At 66.6% G+C, this 20,878-nt stretch carries 21 protein-coding genes and 1 pseudogene; 7 read left to right on the forward strand and 15 right to left on the reverse strand.

All coding sequences use genetic code 11. The features are described from left to right. Both ACK5F2_RS08745 and ACK5F2_RS08750 read left to right on the forward strand, forming a co-directional pair. Nucleotides 1-725: hypothetical protein (locus tag ACK5F2_RS08745; RefSeq protein ID WP_409864137.1), on the forward strand; the 725-nt coding region annotated here is incomplete at its 5' end. A gap of 6 nt (nt 726-731) precedes the next feature. Continuing rightward, nucleotides 732-3,575, forward strand: a complete 2,844-nt coding sequence (locus tag ACK5F2_RS08750; RefSeq protein ID WP_409864138.1) for an ATP-binding protein — start codon at nt 732-734, stop codon at nt 3,573-3,575. Between the two features lie 16 nt (nt 3,576-3,591). Here the strand turns inward: ACK5F2_RS08750 and ACK5F2_RS08755 are convergent, their stop codons facing one another. Then, nucleotides 3,592-4,092: a PilZ domain-containing protein gene (locus ACK5F2_RS08755; protein WP_409864140.1), complete on the reverse strand. Its 501-nt coding sequence runs from the start codon at nt 4,090-4,092 to the stop codon at nt 3,592-3,594. 76 nt (nt 4,093-4,168) lie between these two features. Then, a complete protein-coding gene (locus tag ACK5F2_RS08760) occupies nt 4,169-4,417 on the reverse strand; it encodes a hypothetical protein (RefSeq protein ID WP_409864141.1) in 249 nt (82 codons plus the stop codon). A 276-nt stretch (nt 4,418-4,693) separates the two neighbouring features. On the opposite strand from ACK5F2_RS08760, the gene ACK5F2_RS08765 reads away from it, so the two are divergent. Then, nucleotides 4,694-5,005 (forward strand): hypothetical protein, encoded by a 312-nt coding sequence (locus tag ACK5F2_RS08765; RefSeq protein WP_409864142.1) that lies wholly within the window; start codon nt 4,694-4,696, stop codon nt 5,003-5,005. Nucleotides 5,006-5,030: 25 nt separating this feature from the next. Here the strand turns inward: ACK5F2_RS08765 and ACK5F2_RS08770 are convergent, their stop codons facing one another. Further along, on the reverse strand, nt 5,031-5,303 hold the full coding sequence (locus tag ACK5F2_RS08770; RefSeq protein WP_409864143.1) for a hypothetical protein: 273 nt from the start codon (nt 5,301-5,303) through the stop codon (nt 5,031-5,033). A 199-nt stretch (nt 5,304-5,502) separates the two neighbouring features. Between ACK5F2_RS08770 and ACK5F2_RS08775 the strand changes: the two genes are divergently transcribed. Together ACK5F2_RS08775 and ACK5F2_RS08780 are read left to right on the forward strand one after the other, a co-directional pair. Then, a complete protein-coding gene (locus ACK5F2_RS08775; RefSeq protein ID WP_409864144.1) occupies nt 5,503-7,329 on the forward strand; it encodes a GGDEF domain-containing protein in 1,827 nt (608 codons plus the stop codon). A 171-nt stretch (nt 7,330-7,500) separates the two neighbouring features. Next, nucleotides 7,501-9,024, forward strand: coding sequence for a methyl-accepting chemotaxis protein (locus ACK5F2_RS08780; protein ID WP_409864145.1), 1,524 nt, complete (start codon nt 7,501-7,503; stop codon nt 9,022-9,024). A gap of 105 nt (nt 9,025-9,129) precedes the next feature. On the opposite strand, the gene ACK5F2_RS08785 is transcribed toward ACK5F2_RS08780, so the two are convergent. From ACK5F2_RS08785 to ACK5F2_RS08805, 5 genes and pseudogenes are all read right to left on the reverse strand, one after another. Further along, nucleotides 9,130-10,101 (reverse strand): TerC family protein, encoded by a 972-nt coding sequence (locus tag ACK5F2_RS08785; RefSeq protein ID WP_409864146.1) that lies wholly within the window; start codon nt 10,099-10,101, stop codon nt 9,130-9,132. A gap of 367 nt (nt 10,102-10,468) precedes the next feature. Then, the gene (locus ACK5F2_RS08790; RefSeq protein WP_409864158.1) at nt 10,469-10,879 is read right to left on the reverse strand and encodes an FKBP-type peptidyl-prolyl cis-trans isomerase; all 411 of its coding nucleotides are present in this window, start codon (nt 10,877-10,879) and stop codon (nt 10,469-10,471) included. Next, nucleotides 10,853-11,197: pseudogene (locus ACK5F2_RS08795) on the reverse strand (FKBP-type peptidyl-prolyl cis-trans isomerase); the annotation flags it as partial. The gene ACK5F2_RS08790 and the pseudogene ACK5F2_RS08795, both read right to left, overlap by 27 nt. Before the next feature lie 18 nt (nt 11,198-11,215). Further along, nucleotides 11,216-12,136: a tRNA glutamyl-Q(34) synthetase GluQRS gene (gene gluQRS, locus ACK5F2_RS08800; RefSeq protein ID WP_409864147.1), complete on the reverse strand. Its 921-nt coding sequence runs from the start codon at nt 12,134-12,136 to the stop codon at nt 11,216-11,218. Further along, nucleotides 12,133-13,104: a LysR family transcriptional regulator gene (locus tag ACK5F2_RS08805; RefSeq protein ID WP_409864148.1), complete on the reverse strand. Its 972-nt coding sequence runs from the start codon at nt 13,102-13,104 to the stop codon at nt 12,133-12,135. The genes gluQRS and ACK5F2_RS08805 overlap by 4 nt, the downstream gene beginning before the upstream one ends. A 137-nt stretch (nt 13,105-13,241) precedes the next feature. On the opposite strand from ACK5F2_RS08805, the gene ACK5F2_RS08810 reads away from it, so the two are divergent. After that, nucleotides 13,242-13,967 carry a pirin family protein gene (locus tag ACK5F2_RS08810; RefSeq protein WP_409864149.1) on the forward strand — a complete coding sequence of 242 codons (726 nt, stop codon included), beginning with the start codon at nt 13,242-13,244 and terminating at the stop codon, nt 13,965-13,967. A 40-nt stretch (nt 13,968-14,007) separates the two neighbouring features. Continuing rightward, nucleotides 14,008-14,727, forward strand: coding sequence for a DUF599 domain-containing protein (locus ACK5F2_RS08815; protein ID WP_409864150.1), 720 nt, complete (start codon nt 14,008-14,010; stop codon nt 14,725-14,727). A gap of 15 nt (nt 14,728-14,742) precedes the next feature. Here ACK5F2_RS08815 and ACK5F2_RS08820 read toward each other — a convergent pair whose 3' ends face one another. The 7 genes from ACK5F2_RS08820 to ACK5F2_RS08850 all read right to left on the reverse strand — a co-directional run bounded on the left by ACK5F2_RS08820 (nt 14,743) and on the right by ACK5F2_RS08850 (nt 20,751). Continuing rightward, nucleotides 14,743-15,849 carry a phospholipase A gene (locus ACK5F2_RS08820; protein WP_409864151.1) on the reverse strand — a complete coding sequence of 369 codons (1,107 nt, stop codon included), beginning with the start codon at nt 15,847-15,849 and terminating at the stop codon, nt 14,743-14,745. A gap of 11 nt (nt 15,850-15,860) precedes the next feature. Beyond that, nucleotides 15,861-16,628, reverse strand: coding sequence for an ABC transporter ATP-binding protein (locus tag ACK5F2_RS08825; RefSeq protein ID WP_409864152.1), 768 nt, complete (start codon nt 16,626-16,628; stop codon nt 15,861-15,863). 5 nt (nt 16,629-16,633) lie between these two features. After that, on the reverse strand, nt 16,634-17,758 hold the full coding sequence (locus ACK5F2_RS08830; protein WP_409864153.1) for a succinylglutamate desuccinylase/aspartoacylase family protein: 1,125 nt from the start codon (nt 17,756-17,758) through the stop codon (nt 16,634-16,636). Between the two features lie 24 nt (nt 17,759-17,782). Beyond that, complete coding sequence (locus tag ACK5F2_RS08835) at nt 17,783-18,469, reverse strand: ABC transporter permease (RefSeq protein WP_409864154.1); 687 nt, start codon at nt 18,467-18,469, stop codon at nt 17,783-17,785. A gap of 10 nt (nt 18,470-18,479) precedes the next feature. Then, complete coding sequence (locus ACK5F2_RS08840) at nt 18,480-19,172, reverse strand: ABC transporter permease (RefSeq protein ID WP_409864155.1); 693 nt, start codon at nt 19,170-19,172, stop codon at nt 18,480-18,482. Nucleotides 19,173-19,322: 150 nt separating this feature from the next. Further along, nucleotides 19,323-20,108: an ABC transporter substrate-binding protein gene (locus ACK5F2_RS08845; protein ID WP_409864156.1), complete on the reverse strand. Its 786-nt coding sequence runs from the start codon at nt 20,106-20,108 to the stop codon at nt 19,323-19,325. A gap of 64 nt (nt 20,109-20,172) precedes the next feature. Next, nucleotides 20,173-20,751, reverse strand: a complete 579-nt coding sequence (locus tag ACK5F2_RS08850; protein ID WP_409864157.1) for an alpha/beta fold hydrolase — start codon at nt 20,749-20,751, stop codon at nt 20,173-20,175. Nucleotides 20,752-20,878: the final 127 nt, after the last annotated feature.

The following is a 20,878-nucleotide window of genomic DNA, read 5'->3' on the forward strand; positions in this document are numbered from 1 at the left end:
GCTGGCTGCCGCGCAACCATGCCCTGGTGCGCCGCGCCCTGATCGACACCGAGCTCTGGGCCGCGCTGAACCAGCGCCTGGCCGCCGTGGGCATGCGCGTGATCGACAACCTCTATGCCGACCACATCTGCCTGGCCATGCTGCGCCCGGCCGAGGTCTCGGTTTTTGGCGAGACGGGCCTGGCCGCCAACAACAATCTGGACCTGCCGCGCGACGGCGTGGCCCTGCTGGTGGTGCTGTGGTCCCTGATCGTGCTGCCCAAGCGCCAGCGCCAGATCGCGCGCGCCGATGCGCAGGACGGGGAAGGGCAGGGCGAGATGTTCGCCACCGACAAGCCCCTGCCCCTGGCCGCCAGCGTCTCGCCCACGGTGAGCTACCGCAGCCTGCTGGCCGACTTCGGCAACCAGCTGGGCAAGAAGATGCGCCTGGACGCCAACCTCAAGCTGCTGGAGCGCAACGGCTTCATCATCCGCCGCGGCGAGGACATCGCCGAGGGGCCGCTCTTGGACCTGCTGCTGGACTACGAGACCCTGGCCCCGCGCATCCTGGACGGCGCCCTGGCCGATGTGCTGGCGCGCAGCACCGACCCCACGGTGGCGCCCCTGCTGGCCAAGCTGCGCCAGGCCGAGCAGGAGGAGCTGCCGGATGCGCTGGATGAAGAAGCGCCAGCGCCGGAAGCGGCCGCCGACGCCAAGAACAACAACAACGACAACAGCGAGTCCTGATCCACCATGTTTCATCTGCAATCGCTGGAGCTGCTGCACTGGGACTATTGCCGCCGCGTCTCCATGCCGCTGGACGGTTCCATCATCACCATCGCCGGCCCCAATGGCTCGGGCAAGACCACCTTGCTGGATGCCATGCGCACCCTGCTGGGCCTGGAGTGCTCGGGCGGCCGCACCTACAAGACCTATGCCCGCCACGCCAATGCCGAGACGGCCTGGCTGCGCGCCCTGGTGGACAACCGCCCGCGCGGGCGCCAGAACAGCTCGCGCCCCTTTGCCAGCTCCCTGCTCTATGCCGACCAGGTGACCCTGGCCTGCCGCATCGAGCGCCAGGGCGGTGACTGGGTGCGCCGCTACATCATGGTGGACGGGGTGCATGAGATCGAGACCCTGACCGACAAGGCCGAGAAGGACTGGCTGGGCATCGAGGCCTGGAAGCGCCGCCTGGAGGCCGCGGGCCTGACCCGCGCCATCGGCCGCGTGCTGGCCCTGGAGCAGGGCCAGACCGACCGGCTCTGCGAGCTGAGTTCCAAGGAGCTGCTGCGCCTGGTGTTCGAGGTCTTTGGCGACCAGGAGGTGCTGGACCGCTACGACCAGGCCCGCAGCCACCAGCAGCAGCTGATGAAGGAGGTGGAGCAGGCCACCCATGAGCTCTCCCACGCCCAGGCCCAGCTCTCCGACCTGGCCAACCGCGTGAACAGCTATCAGCAGTACCAGCTGCGCCTGAAGGAGCGCGAGCGCCTGGCCACCGAGGTGGTGCCGGTGCTGCAATGGTCCGAGGGCCGCCAGCGCCTGGCCCAGCAGCTGCGCGAGCTGCACCGCCAGCGCCTTTTCGCCTCGGGCGATCGGCGCCAGATGTCGGCCAAGCGGGCCGAGCTGCATGCCTTGTTTGAAAAGGTGGAGGCCGCCAAGCGCCGCCTGCAGGAGCTGGAGAGCGAGCGCAAGCAGGCGCGCAGCGCTTTCGACGCCGCCCGCGAGGCCGAGCGCCCCATGGAGCTGCTGGCCAAGCGCGAGGAAGAGCTCAAGACCCTGGCCGCGGTGGAAACCGATGGCGCCGAGCTGAGCCAGCGCCTGGAACACCTAAGCAGCCAGCAGCACGCGCTGCGCGAGGCCTTCACGCGCCAGAACGACCAGTCCCGCAAGGCCCAGGCCGCGATGGACGCGCTCAGCGGCCAGCGCCTGCCGCCGCCGCCGCCTGAGGTCTCGCGTTTTCGCAAGGCGCTGGACGAGGCCGGCATTGCCCACCATGTGCTGGCCGACTGCATCGACATCGCCGACGAGACCTGGCGCGCCGCGGCCGAGGGCTTTCTGCGCCCCTCGCGCTGGGTGGTGGTGCTGGAGCGCTCATCGGACGAAGGCCGCGCCTTCGGCCTGGCCGCCAAGGAACGCTACCGCCACTATGTGGTGGGTGATGCCGAAAGCGCCCCGGCCCTGCCGCCCAAGGACTCCCTGCTGGCGGCCCTGAACATCAATGCCAAGCTGCCGGGCTGGCTGCTGCGCCAGCTGGCCAGCATCCGCTGCGTCAAGGACACCGAGGCCGGCGCCCAGTATTCCAAGTCGTCCGGCGGTGAGTGGATCACCCAGGACGCCTACTACCGCGACGGCCGTGGCGGCCGCAGCCTCTGGGTGGAGGCGCGCGACTACCAGTTCGGCGCCTCGGCCCTGGACTCGCGCCGCGCCTCGCTGGAGCGCGAGCTCAGCCGCTACGACGTGGAGCTCACCCGCATCGCCAAGGAACAGGCCGAGGTGGAGCGCCAGCTCAAGGATGCGCAGAAGGCCGCCCAGGGCCACAAGGCCGCCCAGGAGCTGGCCGAGCGCGCCGCCGAGTTTGCGGAAGGGCGCGCCCGTCTGGCCGGCCTGCGCCAGGCCCGGGTGGAGGCCGCCGGCCGCATGGCGGCCCTGGATGCCGAGCACGACCGCGCCCTGACCCAGGCCACGCGCAGCGAGCGCGACTACGAGGCCGCCCAGGGCGGCCTCAAGGCCAGCGAAGACAATGTGCTGCGTGGCCAGCGCGAGCAGGAGCAGCGCCTGCAGGAGCTGCGCGCCAGCGCCCGCGCCTCGCGCGAGGCCGGGGCCAAGTTCCCCAGCAGCTGGATCCAGCCGGCACGCATTGCCCAGCTGCGCGACGAGTTCGAGAATGCCAAGCAGGCCGAGATCGCCATGCGCCATGTGCAGCAGGAGCTGGACACGGGCCTGAACAACGGCACCTGGGAAACCGATGTGGCGGTGCAGGAGCGCCATGCGCGCATGAGCGTCTCGGTGCTGGAGCAGAGCACCCAGCTGGACGACCGCCGCGCCAGCAACGAGATGGCGCGCATTGCCGCCTTCAATGCCCGCGAACGCTATATCGATGTGCTGCGCGCCACGGTGCGCCGCTACAAGAAGAATGTTCAGGAGCTGGGCGAGCTGGCCGGCGTGATCGCCCAGGCCGAGCTGCCGCATCTGGACAACGACGATATGGTGTTGGCCCAGGCCGGCCTGCATGTGCGCTTCAACTTCGACGGCAAGGGCGAGGTGGGCCTGAACGACGGCGAGGCCTCCGGCGGCCAGCAGGTGCTCAAGAGCCTGATCCTGCTGGTGGCCCTGATGAAGGACGACGAGACGCCCGGCGGCTTTGTCTTCATCGACGAGCCCTTCGCCCACCTGGACGTGCGCAATATCCAGCTGGTCGGCCACTTCCTGCGCTCAACCCGCGCCCAGTACCTGCTGACCACGCCCATCACGCACAACGTGGAGGTTTTCGAGCCCAGCGAGATCACCCTGGTCACCAGCAAGAAGCCGCGCGGCGAACGCTGGGCCCCGCCCATCGCGGTGATCCAGCGCCGGCCCGAGAAGTCGCTCTACGACTGAGGCGCCGGGGCGGGCCTCACTCCAGCGAGGTCGGTGTGGGCTGCCAGACGCCTGCGCTCACATGCTCGTAGAGCACGCAGCGCACCCAGCGCGGCTGACCGCGCGTGAGCGGCAGGCTCAGGTGATGACGCAAGAACTGCTCGGCCTCGCTGTCGGCGTCCTGGAACTCGAAGCCGCTGCACAGACCCAGTGCGCTCAGGGGCTGGCTCCAGACGCGGCGTACGCGGCCCGAGAACGGTGGCACGCTGTCGTCCTCGCCGAGTAGCAGGCGCATCTCGTAGCAGCTGCCTTCCAGGGGCTGCTCGCTGCGGGTCAGCACCCGGATGCCGCGCTCGCTCAGGTCCAGCACCACGCCACCGGCCGCCTCGGCATGACGGGCCGGCTTGAAAACCCAGATCGGGATCTGCTCCCGCTGCATCGGCACCAGGAAGAACTCCACCCGCTCATGTCGTCGGCGCTGCGCACCCTGCGGGGGCTGACCCAGGGCGGGCGAGGGCGTTTGCATCCAGGCAGTCATGATCGTGCAGGTTTAGGCTGGCCAAGTCGTACCGGGAGTGGATCAAGCGTAGATCACAGCAGCGTGAAGCCCGGGTTCATTCGAGGGAGCCGGGTCCGTGCTGCGCCTCAATCAAGCCCTGGCTAAAGAGCTCCCAGGCCTCCGCCATCATTTCCTCGCTGCTTTCGTCGCCTGCGATCAGAAACTCAAAGAGCGTCTCACCCGTGAAGCGGCGCAGCAGACCCATGCGCCGGCCCGGCATATCGTGCGCCACCATGGCGACCACCCGCCTGCCTTTGGCCGTGCGCCCATAGGGCTCGTGCACCAGACTTGCCTTGAATTCCATAGGCACCATCAGTCCTCTCCCATGTTCCGCGCACTATCGGGTACGCGCGCAGTAGATTTCCGACTGCCAATTTTCATCAAACGGAAACAATTTTCCATCCGTGTTGCCGTCGACTTTGGGAGCTGGTGTTGGTCGGCGCAGGCAGAACTGGCCTGCCATCAATTTCGATTGACACGGTAGTCGCCGCGCGTGGCATGATGCACTGCACAAATTTTCCAGTGGCAGGCGACTCACTCTTCCCCGGACCGAATGGTCCATGTGTCCGAAGGAGCTGCAATGCGCCAACGATCCCCAACGCCGCGATGCGATCAGGAGGGTTTTCCGGTCGCCGCTCTGCTCGACTTGGGCGCGTCCGAGCCCGTGAACGTCCATGGTGGCGCGGCCGAGCGGGCGGCTGAGATCGCCAGCTTCTGTCTGCAGGCCTGGTTGCGTGCAGCGAGTGAGCCGGTGTTGCCGGACGCGTTGGACGACGCCTTCCAGGGGATTCATGCGAGGCGCATGGAAATTGCCGGGGAGTTGTCGCGTCTGATTGAAGAGCTGGAACAGCAGCGAGTTTCGGATTCTGCGCGTGCGATGCCGAAGCACTGAAGGCGGCACTGCAGGGTGCTGAATCTCACTGGGCTTGGGGTACTCCAAAGCGGCCTGCTGCCAGGTCTGCGTGGGCACTGAACAGCCAGGGCGAGCCGGGGGCTACCGAGTACAGCTGCTCATTTCCCGTGCTGAGCCTTCGAAGCCGGAATACCGAGTCGCTCATGGCGTCGCCCAGCACTGCCGCCTCGGCTTCGTGCCGGATCTCAAACTCCCCCGGGTCGAACCCGTTGAGGCGCAGCGTTTCCGCGAGCGAGTTCCACAGGTGGCCGGACTTGGTAGCAAAGTGCAGGTGCATGGCTGTACCGCTGATGGCTGTGCATGACAGAGGCGAGCTTGCCTGCCCCCTGTGACCGGGTCTTGACAGCCTGGGTCTGGTGTGATGGCGATGCCCTGGCTGTGACTTTCTTGGCATTTGCTCGGACCTGCTGCGTCCCGATGCCGCATGCGCGGATGGTTCGGTTGCCACTGCCAATGGGGCACTTGTGCTTGAAGTCATGGACAGCAAATTTCGCGCTGCTTTGCAACAATTGGCTGAGCCGCAGTCCGAACACATGAAGTCATCAACAACGAAGCTGTCAGCCCAGCTCGAACAGGAGCTCGGCCGCGTCATGGCGCGGCGCGCATTCGATGTTTACTTCCAACCCATTGTGGACAGTGGTTGCGGTCGAATCATTGGATACGAGGCACTCACCCGTGCTCCGGCTGACTCTCCCTTGCATGCGCCTGCCGTGCTGTTTGACGTGGCTGCCGCTGCGGGGAAGCTGGTCGAGTTGGAGCGGCTGGTGCTTCGGCGCATCGTCACTCGCTTCGCCGAGCTGGGCTTGCCCGGCCTGCTCTTCGTGAATGTGACGGCCGACACCCTGATGTCCGCCAAAGGGCGGCAACTGCAGATTGCCACTGAGTTCGCGGAACTGGGGCTGCCAACCTCGCGTGTCGTGGTCGAACTCACCGAAACACGTCCTGTGCTTGATCTGGTTCAGCTCGACGGGGCGGTGCTGGGCCTGCGTGCCAGCGGCTTCCAGTTCGCTCTTGACGATTTGGGGGAGGGTTTCGCCAGCCTCAAGCGCTGGGTGGACCTGCGGCCTGATTACGTCAAGATAGATCGGCATTTCGTGGACGGTGTCGCCAGCGATCCCATCAAGCAGCGATTTATCCGCTCCATCCTTGATATGGCTCGTTCCAGTCATGCCGCCGTTGTCGCGGAAGGGTTGGAGCAGGAGGGCGACCTGGCTTGTCTTCGGGCGATGGGCGTAAGTCTGTGCCAGGGCTATCTGTTTGCACGACCCAGCCCTACGCCACGCGCCCAACTGCGCGCCGATCTGCTGGTGCTGCTGAGCGGTCCGGAAAGTGTCGGGAGCGGGCGCCACCGGGCGGTGGACAAGGCGGGCGATCTGGCGCGCCCCGCCCAGACGGTGGGGGCCGACGCGACATGCGTCGAGGTGATTCAGATGTTTCGCAGCGATGAGTATCTCCTCGCCCTGCCGGTGCTGGACGAGAGCCGGCGGCCCATGGGCCTGCTGAGGTCCATGCATGTGCTCAAGCGTGGCGCCGAACGCTACTTCACCGATCTCTTCGGTCGCCGGAGTTGTCTGGAGTTGATGGATCACAAGCCCTGGGTTTTCGACGTCGGTGCCAGCCTGCGATCCATCAGCGAGACGATCAGCAATTCCGATGACCGATATCTTGCCGACGGTTATCTGGTGACAGACCAGGGGCGCTTCGTGGGGGTTGGACGAGCCTCCGACCTCATCAAGGCCTTGGCGGATCAGCAGGCACTGACTGCCCGGCATGAGCATCCCTTGACGGGTCTTCCGGGCGTCCAGACCCTGGAGCCCCAGTTGCAGATGTGGGCGCAAAGGCGGGGCCGCTTTGTCGCAGTTCTCTTCGGCATCAGCGCCTTCAAGGGCTTCAATGCCGAATACGGACACGAACAGGGCGACCAGTTGATTCGCTTTGTCGCGGCGCTGATCGCGAAGGCGGCGGCCCCGGCCAATGGCTTTGTCAGCCACTTCAACAGTGACGACTTCTTCCTCCTGCTACCCGCCGAAGGCGAGTGGCAGAGACCGCTCACGCAGATCTGCTCCGATTTTGATGCAGGGGTGCACCGATTCCTGCGGACGGAGCATGTGCTGGCGGGGGGGTATAGTGGCCTTGATCGGCTCCAGAACGAGGTCATGCAGGCGCTACCCAGTCTTCGCGCGGGGGGATTGCTGTGCGAGGCTCAAAGCCCGCCATGGCCAGAACTGCTAGCCCAGCTTCGGGCGCTGCGGCAGGCCGCCAAACAAAGGGGGCGGGATAGCTGCTTCCTGCTTGCTGCCTGAGCTGTACGGCGCGGACGGCAGAGGACGGCGGGCGCAACGACTGTTCGTGCGTGAGCACTTGTGCGCATATGTCAAGAACTGTCATCAAGGTCTGATGGCGTGATTGCGCGTGATTTGCGCAAAATCTCGGCACCCCCCATTTGGGGGTGACGCTTACCTCCGGCAGTACCCATGAGCATCAGCAGAAAACTACCCCTGGCCATCGCCTTGGCTTTGATCTTGAGCCTCGCAGCAGGCTTTTTCGGCCTTTGGGCCGCGGGCCAGGCCTTGGCCGTGTTCAATACCGACGTACAGCGTCAGGTCGCGGCGGAGCGACTCGCCGCCGAGCTCGAGAGCCACTTCAAGACGCAGGTGCAGGAATGGAAGAACGTGCTCTTGCGCGGCTCGGACGTTGCGCTGCTGGACAAGCACTGGAAAGCCTTTGAGCAGGAAGAAGCGATGGTCCAGAGCAAGGGCCAGCGTCTAGTGGCCATGCTCCCGCCGGAGCAGGCCAATATGGCCGAGAGCTTCCTGACCCAGCACCGCAAGATGGCCGAGGGCTACCGTGTCGGGCTGGGCAAGTTCCAGGACAACGGACTTGATGCCTCGGTGGGCGATATGGCGGTGCGGGGCATTGACCGCGAGCCCGCCAAAACCATCCAGGAACTGGCCAAGGTCACAGCTGATCTCAGCGCCAAGACGGCTGCGGCCGCCTATGAAAACGGCAGCTTTGCCACCCGACTCAGTCTGGCCCTCATGTTGCTCGCCACTGTGCTGGGCGTGGTGATCGCCATCGTGATCACCCGCGCCATCGTCAAGCCACTGCAGAGCGCGGTGCAACTTGCCTCTGAAGTGGCGCAGGGTAATCTGGCACATCAGGTGGACACCCGCCGCAAGGACGAACTGGGTCAGCTCCTGGCCGCCCTCGGCGAGATGCAGGCCCAACTGCGGAATCTGGTCGCGGATGTTCGCGGCAATGCAGAGCAGGTGGCTGCGGCCAGCTCGCAGATCGCGGCGGGCAATAGTGACCTGGCGGCGCGAACCGAGCAGCAGGCATCAGCCCTCCAGACCACGGCATCTTCCATGGATGAGCTTGATTCGGCGGTGCGCCAGAACGCCGACAGCGCCCAGCAGTCCACCACCCTGGCCATGAGGGCAAGCGAGGTTGCGACCGAAGGCGGCGCGGCCATTGCGACGATTGTCAAGACCATGGAGAGCATCCACGCTGCCTCGCAGCGGGTGGTCAGCATCATCGAGGTGATCGACAACATTGCCTTCCAGACAAATATCCTGGCACTGAATGCTGCCGTGGAGGCAGCCCGAGCCGGCGAGCAGGGCCGCGGCTTCGCCGTCGTGGCCGCCGAGGTCCGCACTTTGGCCCAGCGAAGCGCCGGAGCGGCCAAGGAGATTCGCGGTCTGATTCTGAGCAGCTCGGAGAGCGTGGAGCGCGGCGCTCGTGAGGTGCGTGCAGCTGGTGCCACCATGGGGCAGGTGGAGACTTCGATCGCGGATGTCGCCTCCATGGTGCAGACCATCAGCCGATCCAGCGCGGAACAGAGCCGTGGGGTCACGCAAATCAATGCTTCCGTCGTTCGTATTGAGGAAGGCACGCAACAAAACGCCGCCCTTGTGGAGCAGACCAGCGCCGCTGCCGAGAGCCTGCGCAAACAGGCTGAGCAACTCGTGAGCACGGTGGCGCGCTTTCGCCTTAGCTGAGAGGCATGTGCTCCGGGTTTGGGGATTGTGCTGTTTCAAAAAGCGCAAGACCCCGCCGGTTGAGGCCGGCGGGGTCTTGTCTGGTCCTAGACGTGCTCTAGGGTCTTATCGATCGGCCTTGCCGTCGTTGATCTTGGGAGCGGTGCGCACGCTCAGGATCATGGTCAGGGCCAGCACGACCACCACCACACCCAGGGACACCATCACCGGGATCTTGTAGATGTCGATCAGCATCATCTTCACGCCGATGAAGGACAGCACGATCGCCAGGCCATAGCTGAGCAGGTGGAACTTGGCGGCCATCGCTGCCAGCAGGAAGTACATCGCCCGCAGACCCAGGATCGCGAAGATGTTGGAGGTCAGCACGATGAAGGGATCGTTGGTGATGGCGAAGATCGCGGGGATGGAGTCCACGGCGAAGATCACGTCGGTGATGCCGACCAGGGCGATCACCAGCAGCAGGGGCGTGGCCAGACGCTTGCCGCGCTGGACCGTGAAGAAGCGCTCGCCGTCGAACTTGTCGCTGACCGGCATGATCTTGCGCAGCAGCTTGAGGGCGGGGTTGCTCTCCAGATCGGGCTCCTGGCCAGCCGCCCACCACATCTTGATACCCGTGATCAGCAGGAAGGCGCCAAACACATAGAGGATCCAGTGGAACTGCGCGATCAGCCAGCTGCCCACCAGAATCATGACGGTGCGCAGCACGATGGCGCCGATGATGCCGTACATCAGCACCCGCTTCTGGTACGCCGCCGGCACCGAGAAGTAGGTGAAGATCATCAGGAAGACGAAGATATTGTCGACCGCCAGCGATTTCTCGATCAGATAGCCGGTCAGGAATTCCAGCGATTTGGTGGTCGCGATTTCCGAGCTTCCGGTGCTGTCCTTCACGGCCCACCAGAACAGGGCGTTGAACGCCAGGCTCAGGCCGACCCAGACCAAGGACCAGTTGATGGCTTCCTTGACGCTGACTTCATGGGCGCCCTGCTTGCGCAGCACGACGAAGTCCACAAACAAGGCCACCAGCACGCTGACGACAAAGAAGATCCACAGCCAAAGTGGCGCAATCGTGGTCATTGATTACCTCTGGAACAAGACAGTTAGGGTGAGGACACGGCGAGCGCCATGCGATCCGGAAGGTCTTGCGGGGCATAGCCGGCGAGACGCCGGCAGCTGCGGGACCCGGGTGCCTGCCTGAGTGACAAGCACCGTATTGACGGGCCTACGCCACGGCCTTGCGCCATGTAGCTACTCCCCTTGCGGAATCGCGGATTGTGCACGATCGAAAATGGCCGTCAAGGTTCTGAGGGCTTTGCGAGTCTCGGACGTACCGCGGAGGCGGCGCAAGACCCAAAAAGCAAAGCCGGCCGGGCTCTTCGGAGCCCGCCGGCTTGAGTGATGGATGTGGCGGCTCGCGTGGGGCCGCGAGCCACCATGTCTGGCCTCAAACAGCCAGCAGCTCCACCTCGAACATCAGGGTGGCATGGGGCGGAATCACGCCGCCAGCACCGTGAGCGCCATAGCCCAGCTCGGAGGGGATGATCAGCACGCGGGTGCCGCCCACCTTCATGCCCTGAACGCCCTCGTCCCAGCCGCGGATCACCATGCCGGCGTCGAGCTGGAAGCGGAAAGGCTGGCCACGGTCCTTGCTGGAGTCGAACTTCTTGCCGCGGATGCTGCCCTCGGCCGTGTAGAGCCAGCCGGTGTAGTGCACGGCCACGCGGGCACCGCTCTTGGCCTCGGCGCCTTCGCCGACGACCTTGTCTTCGTACTGCAGGCCGCTGGCCGTGCTGCTCAGGTTCAGGCTCACGGCCTCATCACCGCCGGCCACGCCCAGCAGCTCCACCTCGAACATCAGGGTGGCGTTGGGCGGGATCACGCCGCCGGCGCCGCGGGCGCCATAGCCCAGCTCGGGCGGGATCACCAGCACGCGGGTGCCGCCGACCTTCATGCCCTGCACGCCCTCATCCCAGCCGCGGATGACCATGCCGCCGTCCAGTTCGAACTCGAAGGGCTCGCCGCGGTCCTTGCTGGAGTCGAACTTCTGGCCCTTGACGCCATCTTTGTAGAGCCAGCCGGTGTAGTGGACGGCAACGTCCTGGCCCGACTTGGCCTCGGGGCCGGTACCCGGCGTGGTGTCTTCGTACTGGAGGCCGCTGGCGGTGGTTTGCATGATGGTGTCGCTGTCCTGCTAGGGGGAGGGGAGTTCAAATGTGGCCGGCATCATAAGCCCGCGCCAGGCGGCCACGGCCTGGGCCAGGGTGTCGGTCAAGGACATTGCTGGCGCCAGCGCTGGCAGGCCCAGGGTCAGGGCGGCGCGGCGCAGGGCGGCGGCCGGGGCGCTCAGATCCAGGGGCTTGGCACCATTCTGCTTGGAGAGTTTTTGTCCGTCTTCGGCCAGTACCAGAGGGGTATGCAGATAGCGTGGCGTCGGCAGTCCCAGACAACGCTGGAGAAAGAGCTGGCGCGGCGTGTTGTCGGCCAGGTCTTCGCCACGCACCACATCGCTGATGCCCTGCTCGGCATCGTCCACCACCACGGCCAGCTGGTAGGCCCAGAGCCCGTCGGCACGCTTGAGCACGAAGTCGCCCACCTCGGCTTCCAGCGCCTGCTGCTGCGGGCCCAGGCGGCGGTCCTGCCAGGCAATGCGGCCGGCGCCCTCGGTGAGCAGGCGCCAGGCGCGGGCCGGCCGATCGCCCAGGCCGCCGCGCGAGGGGCGGCAGCTGCCGGGATAGACCAGCTCGCCATGGCGCTCAGACCCCTGGCCGGCCGCAGCCAGGGCCTGGGCGATGTCCTTGCGCGAGCAGGCACAGCCATAGGCCAGGCCGCTGCCTTGAAGCCGCGCCAGGGCCTGGGCGTAGTGCTCGCCGCGCTGCGATTGCCACAGCGGCGGCTCGTCCGGCCTCAGGCCCAGGCGATCGAGCTGGGACAGGATCTCGCGGTCCGCGCCAGGCACGCAGCGCGGCGTGTCCACATCCTCAATCCGCAGCAGCCAGCGCCCGCCATGGGCGCGGGCATCCAGCCAGCTGGCCAGGGCGGCCACCAGCGAGCCCTCATGCAGCAGCCCCGTGGGGGAGGGAGCGAAGCGTCCCCGGTAGGACGTGAAACTCACAACAGCAGGCCTTCGTGCTGGTTGACCAGGGCCTCGCGGGTCTTGGGCGCCTGCAGCTGCTCCAGCCACCAGGCCAGGGCCTTGCCCGGGGGCTGACCGGTGTTGCGCCAGGCGTAATGCATGGGGAAAAGGCGTTTTTCCTGGTAGGTCGGCGGCGCCACCAGGCGCCCCGCCTCCAGATGACGACGCACCATGGAGGCGGGCAGGGAGCCGCAGCCCAGCCCGCGCAGCAGGGCCTCGAGCTTGAGGGCCATGGAGGGCACGGTCAGCACCTCCTGACCCGGCAATATGCCAACGGTCATGGGCGCCAGACTGCGGGCGCTGTCGGCCACGGCAATGATGCGATGCTGGGCGATGTCGGCGGCGCTGAGCACGCCCTCATGCCGGGCCAGGGCATGGTGGGGTGCCACACAGAAGACCATTTCCATATCGACCAGGCGCTCGCAGAAGACCGAGCTGCCCGGAGGCTGGGCATTGGTGCCCAGGGCCAGATCGGCTTGACCGCTGAGCAGTGCCTCCCAGGTGCCCGAGAGCACCTCCACCCTCAGCTTGAGTCGGGTCGGGGGACCGGGTGGGGCTCCCTCCTCCGGCCGGAGTTGATAGAAGCGTTCCATCAGCTCGAAGAGGGCTCGGCGAGCCACCGCATCGTCCAGGGCGATGGTCAGCTCGCTCTCCCAGCCGGTGGCCACGCGGCGCACCCGGTTGGTCACGGCGTCCATCTCCTGCAGCAGGCGTCGGCCTTCGACCAGCAGTTCACGCCCCGCGGCGGTGAGCTCGGCCTGACGCGAGCGGCGGTCAAAGAGCAGCACATCCAGCGCTTCTTCCAGCTGGCGCACGCTGTAGGTGAGGGCGGAGGGCACCTTGCCCATCTCGCGCGCCGCGGCGGCAAAGCTGCCGGTGCGCGCGATGCTATCCATCATGGCCAGGGCTTCGGGGCTGAGGACGCGGCGCTTGTCGGTCTGGGACATCGAGAGGGGTGGTATCGGTCAGGACTTCATCTTATTTGAATGATGGCTTCATCGCGCCAGCGCCGGAGTCGGGCGACGGCCCTCTACAGTGCAGGGCATGGGGCCGCGAGTGGCGCCCTTCAGCCATGGAGATGCGCATGACGATTGAACTGATCAAGTCCGCCGACCGGGGCTATGCCGATCATGGCTGGCTCAAGTCCTTCCACAGTTTTTCCTTCGCCAGCTATCACAACCCCCGGCGCATGGGCTTCGGGCCGCTGCGGGTGATCAATGAGGACCGCATTGCGCCGGGCACGGGCTTCGGCACCCATGGCCATCGAGACATGGAAATCATCAGCTATGTGCTGGAGGGCGAGCTGGCCCACAAGGACAGCATGGGCAATGGCCAGGCCGGTGGCGCGCATGCGGGCGTGATCCGCCCGGGTGATGTGCAGCGCATGAGTGCCGGCACGGGCGTGATGCACAGCGAGTTCAACAATCTGCCCCAGGGCGAGACCCACTTTCTGCAGATCTGGATCATGCCGGATCGCAGCGGCGTGGCGCCAGGCTACGAGCAGCGCCACTTCTCCCGCGAAGACAAGCGCGGCCGTCTGCGCCTCGTGGCCTCGCCCGATGGGGTCGAGGGCTCGGTGAGCATCCATTCCGGCAGCCGGCTCTACGCGGGTCTCTTCGAGGGGGCGGAAAGCGCCGAGCTCGAACTGGCCCCGGGGCGCCTGGCCTATGTGCATCTGGCCCGCGGGCGCTTGCGGGTGAACGGGCAGCTCTTGCAGGCCGGCGACGCGCTGCAGGCTTCGGGGCTGGAGCGCTTGAGCCTGGCCCAGGGTGAGCAGGCTGAGGTGCTGGTCTTCGATCTGCCGCAATAAGCTTGCGGCAGCCCGGCGCGGTCTGGATAGACTGCGGGCCATGGAAAAACTGCTGATCCTGCCGCGCCTGCTGCCCCTGATTGACTGGCTGGCCCTGCTGCTGTTCTTCGTGGGTTGGGTGGGCTATGCGCGATTTGCCAAGCAACGCTCACTGAGCCAGGCCTCGGTGCTGGGCGCCACCAACCGCGAGCGCCATCGCTGGATGCTGCAGACCACCTACCGCGAGGTGCGGGTGATCGACGGCGTGGTGGTGCAAAGCCTGTCCACCAGCCCGTCCTTCTTCGCCTCCACGACCATCCTGATCATTGGCGGCTTGCTGGCAGTGCTGGGCGCCAGCGACAAGGCGAGCGAGTTGGTGCGCGAACTGCCCTTTGCGGCACGCACCAGCACCCTGGTCTTTGACCTCAAGCTGGTGCTGCTGGCGGGCATCTTCATCTACGCCTTCTTTCGATTCACCTGGAGCATGCGGCAGTACACCTTTGGTGCCCTGCTGGTCGCCGCGGCGCCGGAGTCCTGGCAGTTTGAGCAGGACAGCAGCCTGTCACGCGAGGCCTTCGCCCAGCGGGCGGGCAAGGTGGTGGCCCTGGCGGCCGAGAGCTTCAATGACGGCTTGCGCGCCTACTATCTGGCGTTCGCGGCCGTGGCCTGGTTCTTCTCGCCCTGGGCCTTTATGGCGGGGACCCTGGGGGTGATCTTCATCCTCTACCGGCGCGAGTTCCGCTCCGAGGTGCTGAAGGCCTTGCAGGGCGACGGCCGCTGACGCAGGGCCTGAAACTCAGAACTGCAGGAAGCTCAGGCCCGCGCCCAGGCTGCTCTGGCGGAAGTTGTAGTCGGTGAGCGTCTCGCCGGAGCCTCGAAAGGCCTGGACATACCAGCGCAGGCCGTTGGGCTGGTCGGCGTAGACCGGGTAGGTCCACTCCAGCTGCAGGGCACCGTGCTTGGACAGATCGCGCAGATTGCTGCGATAGAGCAGCTGCAGGGTATGTCGGCCCTGGGCCCAGTTGAGCTGCAACTCGTGGCGTCCGCGGTAGTCCACCAGATCGGGGTTGTTGTCCTCGCCATAGGGTTCCTTGATGCGCTGGCTCATGCGCGCGATCAGGGACCAGGGGCCGCGCTCGAAGCCGGCGGCCAGATTGACGCGGTTCCAGCTGCGCGAGAGCGGGTCGGACTGGCCGTTGGACTGGTGGGTCAGGCTCAGCAGGGCATAGCGCCACTGCCAGTTCAGCGGCAGTCGGCGCAGGCCCTGGGGTGCGGGCAGCACATAGATCAGCTCTGGCTCGTAGTCCGTGTTGCGAAAGGGCTTGGAGGCCTTGCCGTCAAAGATCTGCCACATGGCCTGCTGGGTATAGGCAGCCCAAAGGTCACCGCCGGGCAGCAGAAAGTCCTGGGCCAGCTTGGTGCGCAGCGAGATCTGGAACTTGGCCTCTTCATGCCGGTAGCTGGGCTGGGGCACGGGCGCCTGGGTGGGCGAGTTGGGCGCGCGGTTGATGCGGCTGGTGATGTGCAGCGGCATCACATAGCTGGCCCGGTAGCCCACGAGGTTGAAGACGCCGCGCTTGCTGCCGGGCTCCAGCTCCCAGTAGCGGGCCAGCAGGCTGGCCGGCTCGGTCGCGGCCTCCTCGCGCAGGGGAGCGGCCGCTGGCAGGGGCTCGCCCTTGGGCGCGAGCAAGGAGGTGGCGGTGGCCGGCGCGGCACTCAGGGGCGCCTCAGGCGCACGGCCCAGGACGCGGTCGTAGCAGGCGAGGCGGTCGGCCGGCGCGCCGATGGCGGCACAGGCCTGCAGCGCCCCGGTATCCGGCGCCGCGCTGGCGCCCGGCTCCTGAGCCTGGATCGCAGGGCTGATCAGCAGGACCAGGCTCAGCAGGGCAGGGCGCTTGGACATGGGCGCGGGCCTTACTTGAGGCCCCCGCTGAGGAACTGCTGCAGGCGCTGGCTCTGCGGGCGCAGCAGCACCTCACGTGGATTGCCTTCCTCCTCCACCTTGCCCTGGTGCAGGAACATGGTGTGGGTGGAAACCTCGCGGGCGAAGCCCATCTCGTGGGTGACGACGATCATGGTGCGGCCCTCGGCCGCCAGATCGCGCATGACCTTGAGCACCTCGCCCACCAGCTCGGGGTCCAGGGCCGAGGTGGGCTCATCAAACAGCATGACCTCGGGCTCCACGGCCAGCGCCCGGGCGATGGCCACGCGCTGCTGCTCGCCGCCGCTGAGCTGGGCCGGGTAGACGTCCTTGCGGTGCGCCACACCCACGCGCGCCAGCAGGGCTTCGGCCTTTTCCAGGGCCTGGGCCTTGGGCACGCCCAGCACATGCACGGGGGCCTCGATCACGTTCTCGATCACGGTGCGGTGACCCCAGAGGTTGAAGTTCTGGAACACCATGGCCAGGCGCGCGCGCCAGCGCTGCAGCTGCTTGGCATCGGCCGCGCGCAGGCTGCCGTCGCGGTCGGGCACCAGGGTCAGGGTCTCGCCGTCCAGCGAGAGCGTGCCCTGATGGGGCTGTTCCAGCAGATTCAGGCAGCGCAAAAAGGTGCTCTTGCCGGAGCCGCTGGAGCCGATGAGGGTGATCACATCCCCCTTCTTGGCCGACAGGGAGACGCCCTTGAGCACCTCGCGCTCACCATAGCGCTTGTGCAGGTCTTTGACGATCAGGCTGCTGCTCATGAGTTTCAGTCTCCCAGCAGCTTGCCGCTGCGGCGGGCTTGCAGGCCCGCAACCTTGGCCACTTTCTGGCCGGCGCGCACCAGGCGCACGGATTCCCGGGCGAACAGCAGTCCGTCCACGGGGCTTGTCAGATCGGTCACCGCATTGCTGATCGGGTCGATCACCTGGGCCAGGACCTCGCCCGCGCGCAGGGTCTCCCCGGGCTGGCGCAAAAAGGTGAGCACGCCGCCCACGGGGCTGGCCACCGGCATGCTGCCGGCCAGGGGGCGCGCATCGCCCAGGGGCTCGGGCAGGGCGGGCACGGACATGTCGATCAGGCCGCGCCAGGCCAGGAAGTCGAGCAGGTTCTGGGCGTCGCGCTCGGCCAGGGCATGCTCCACATCGGCCTGCCCGCGCAGCTCCACGGTGACCGAGAGGCAGGCCTGAGGGAGGGGCGTGCCGCGACCCTCGAAGCGCTGTGCCCACCGCCACCAGGGCTGGGAGCAGGCTTCGTCGAAAGGCCGGTCACCGGAGTCCAGGGCCAGCAGGGTCAGGCGTGAACCCAGGAAACGGGCCAGGGGCTCGCAGTCCGCGGCGCAGGGGGTCTCGGTATAGAGATGCAGCACCGCCTCGTTGTCGCAGTGCAGGTCCAGCACGATGTCGGCGTCGCAGGCCAGCAGCATCAGCTGGCGGCGCAGGGACTGCAGCTCGGTCTCCACCTTGTGGGCGGCGATGGCCTCGCGCAAATGCCGGCGCAGCAGGGTCACATTGGCGCTGGCGTCCGCGCCCAGTTCCGGGGCAGCGCGCTCGGCCACGGCCTCGATCAGGTCGGGGTAGTAGCGGTTGAAGTTCTCGCCCGAGGTGGCCTCGAAGCGGCCCAGATGGCCGTGCAGCAGATGCTGGGACAGACCGATGGGATTGGCCATGGGCACCAGCACGATCTCGCCCTTGATGCGGCCCTGGGCCTCCAGGGCATCGAGCTTGAGGCGCAGATGATGGGCCACCAGCATGCCGGGCAGTTCATCGGCGTGCAGCGAGGCCTGCAGATAGGCCTTGCCGGCGGACGAGCCGGCCTGGCCGTAGTGCAGGGAAATCAGCTCTCTTTGCGTGCCCGGTGTGGGCGAGAGCAGGGCGTGTCTTTGCGTATGCATGGGAAGGCAGGGTCTGGCGCGGTTTCAGCGCGCCATCAGCGGTCGCAGCCAGCGGCGTTCGGCCAGGTGGAACAGGCCCACCAGGGCCAGGGTCAGCAGCAGGTAGAAGACGGCCGCGGTGATGAAGGCTTCGAAAGGGATGTAGTAGGTGGAGTTGACCTGCCGGGCCGCGCCGGTGAGATCCATGATGGTGACGATGCTGGCCAGGGCCGTGCCGTGCAGCATGAAGATGGCCTCGTTGCTGTAGGCCGGCAGGGCACGACGCAGGGCCGAGGGCAGCACAATGCGGCGCAGCATCACCCAGCGGCTCATGCCCAGGGCCTTGGCGGCCTCGATCTCGCCGGCCGGCAGGGCGCGGATGGAGCCCGCGATGATCTCCACCGTGTAGGCGCAGGTGTTGAGTGCGAAGGTCAGGCAGGCGCAGAACCAGGCCGAGCTGAAATAGGGCCACAAGGCACTGTTCTGCATCCACTCGAACTGGGCCAGGCCGTAGTAGATGAGAAAGAGCTGCACCAGCATGGGCGTGCCGCGGAACACATAGGTGTAGACCCAGATCGGCCTTGAGATCCAGGCCTGGGGCAGGGTGCGCAGCACGGCCAGCGGAATGGCAAAGGCCAGGCCCAGGCCCAGGGAGATGATCAGCAGCTCGAAGGTGGTCCAGGCGCCGCTCAAGTACAGCGGCAGGTTGTCGGTGATGGCTTCCAGATTCATGGTTTCGGCCTCAGAGCTTGCCTTGGCGCTGTCCGACGGACAGGCGCTTTCGCAGACGGTCGAACACCAGTTCCGAGACCGTGGTGAAGGCCAGATAGATCAGGGCCACGGCGCTGTAGAACACAAAAGGCTCCCGGGTGCTGCCGGCAGCCTGGGAGCCGCGCGTCATCAGATCATGCAGACCGATGACCGAGACGATGGCGGTGCTCTTGATCAGCACCAGCCAGTTGTTGGACAGACCCGGCAGGGCGTGGCGGAACATCTGCGGAAAAGTGACGCGCACAAAGACCTGCCAGGGGCTCATGCCATAAGCCAGCCCGGCCTCGCGCTGACCCGGCGGCACGGCCAGGAAGGCGCCCCGGAAGGCCTCGGTGAGGTAGGCCCCGAAGATGAAGCCGATGGTGATGACGCCGGCCACATAGGGGTCGATGTCGATGTAGTCCTCATGCCCCAGGCTTAGGGCGATATGGTTCACCGCCACCTGGCCGCCGAAGAAGATCAGCAGCATCAGCACCAGATCGGGCACGCCGCGGATCACGGTGGTGTAGACATAGGCCAGGCCCCGCGCCCAGCGCCAGCGCGAGAGCTTGGCCATGGCGCCTGCCAGGCCCAGCACCATGGCCAGGGCCAGCGAGGCCAGGGCCACACTCAGTGTGATGGCCGCACCTTCAAGCAGGCTGGGCAGAAATCCGTGTAGAAACATTCTCAGGGCGCCCGGCGTTAGCCGGCGCGATTCATCCGGTATGCCCCTGAGGGGGGCTGTGCCGGACACAAACAGTCCTGAGGACTGTTTGTGCCTGCACGGCGCCGGAGCCTCTGGCTCCGGCCGGCAAAGCCGGTAGGGGGAGGTCGATTACTTCGGCGAAATGTCGTACTCGAAGTACTTGTCGTTGAGCTTCTTGAACGTGCCATTGGCCCTGAGGGCCGCGATGGCGTCGTTGAACTTCTTGCCCAGGACCTTCTCGTCGGCCTTGCGCATGCCCACGCCTGAACCTACGCCAAAGTACTTGACGTCGGTGAAGGTGGGGCCAGCGAAGGCGAAGCCCTTGCCGGCGGGCGTCTTCAGGAAGCCCATATCGATGGCCACCATATCGGCCACGGTGGCGTCGATGCGGCCGGACTTGAGGTCCAGAAAGGCCTGGTCCTGGGTGGCGTAGCGCACGATCTCGCTTTGCTTGAAGACTTCGGCGGCGAACTTCTCGTGAATGGTGGCGCGCTGCACACCGATCTTCTTGCCCTTCATGCCCGCGGGGGACACATCCAGCTTGGCATCGACCTTGGCGGCGAAGCGGGCGGGGGTGTTGTAGTAGGGGTTGGAGAAGGCGATGGCCTTCTTGCGCTCGTCGGTGATGGACACCGAGGCGATGATGGCGTCGACCTTGCGCGCCTGCAGGGCCGGGATCAGGCCGTCAAAGTCCTGCTGCACCAGGGTGCACTCGGCCTTCATTTCGGCGCACAGAGCATTGGCGTAGTCGATCTCGAAGCCCTTGAGCTTGCCGTCCGGCCCCACTTCGGAGAAGGGGGGGTAGGCGCCTTCCACGCCGATGCGAATCTTCTTCCAGTCCGGGGCCTGGGCCTGGACGGCGGTGGCGGCGCCCAGGGCCAGGGCGGCCAGGGCAATCAGGGAACGTCGTTGCATGGGAAGCATCTCCTGAGGGTTGGGTGCAAATGGCAGTGTTGCATGCGCCGGGGCGAGCCGGGCATCAGGGTTTGAGCGTATGCAAGAAGTCGGCCACCGCCGCCAGGCTGGCCGGGCCGTCTTCCTCCTGGGGCAGGTGCCCCAGCTGGGTCAAGGGTATCAGGCGGCTGCCCGGTATGGCCTGGGCCAGGGTCTGGCCATCCTCGATGGGCAGCAGGCGATCTCGGGCGCCCCAGACAATCAGGGTGGGTACGCGCAGGGCGCTCAGCGGTGCCAAATCCAGGGGTGTGCGGCGTTGATCCAGAAAGTCCACCAGGGCGCTGCGATTGCCTTCGCGCAGGCTGAGCTCGAAATAGCGCTCCACCGTGGCGGCGCGCAGGCGTACGGGCTGGCCGTAGGCCTGCTGCAGGGCCTGCTCCACCAAGCGGCGCGGCAGCAGGCCCTCGGCCAGCCAGCCGGCGCCGGGCAGCCGGGCCAGGGTGAAGAGCAGCGGGGCCGACTCGGGCAGAAACTCCCGGGCGCCCGCATTGAGCAGGACCAGGCCCGCCACCTGCTCGGGCTGGCGCAGGGCCAGCTGCCAGGACAGCTGGGCCCCCAGGCCCTGACCGACCAGCACGACCCGCTTGAGGCCCAGATGCTGCATGGCAGCGCTTCCAGCCTTCACAGCTGGGATGCCTGGGCCGCGGCGCTCAGCGCCCAGGGCCGGCGGGTGGTGCGCCTGGACCTGCCCGGCTTCGGCCTGAGCGGACCGGCCACCGGCGGCGACTATG

Origin of the sequence: Roseateles sp. (assembly GCF_046300915.1) — a bacterium.
In the GTDB taxonomy this organism is placed as follows: domain Bacteria; phylum Pseudomonadota; class Gammaproteobacteria; order Burkholderiales; family Burkholderiaceae_C; genus Kinneretia.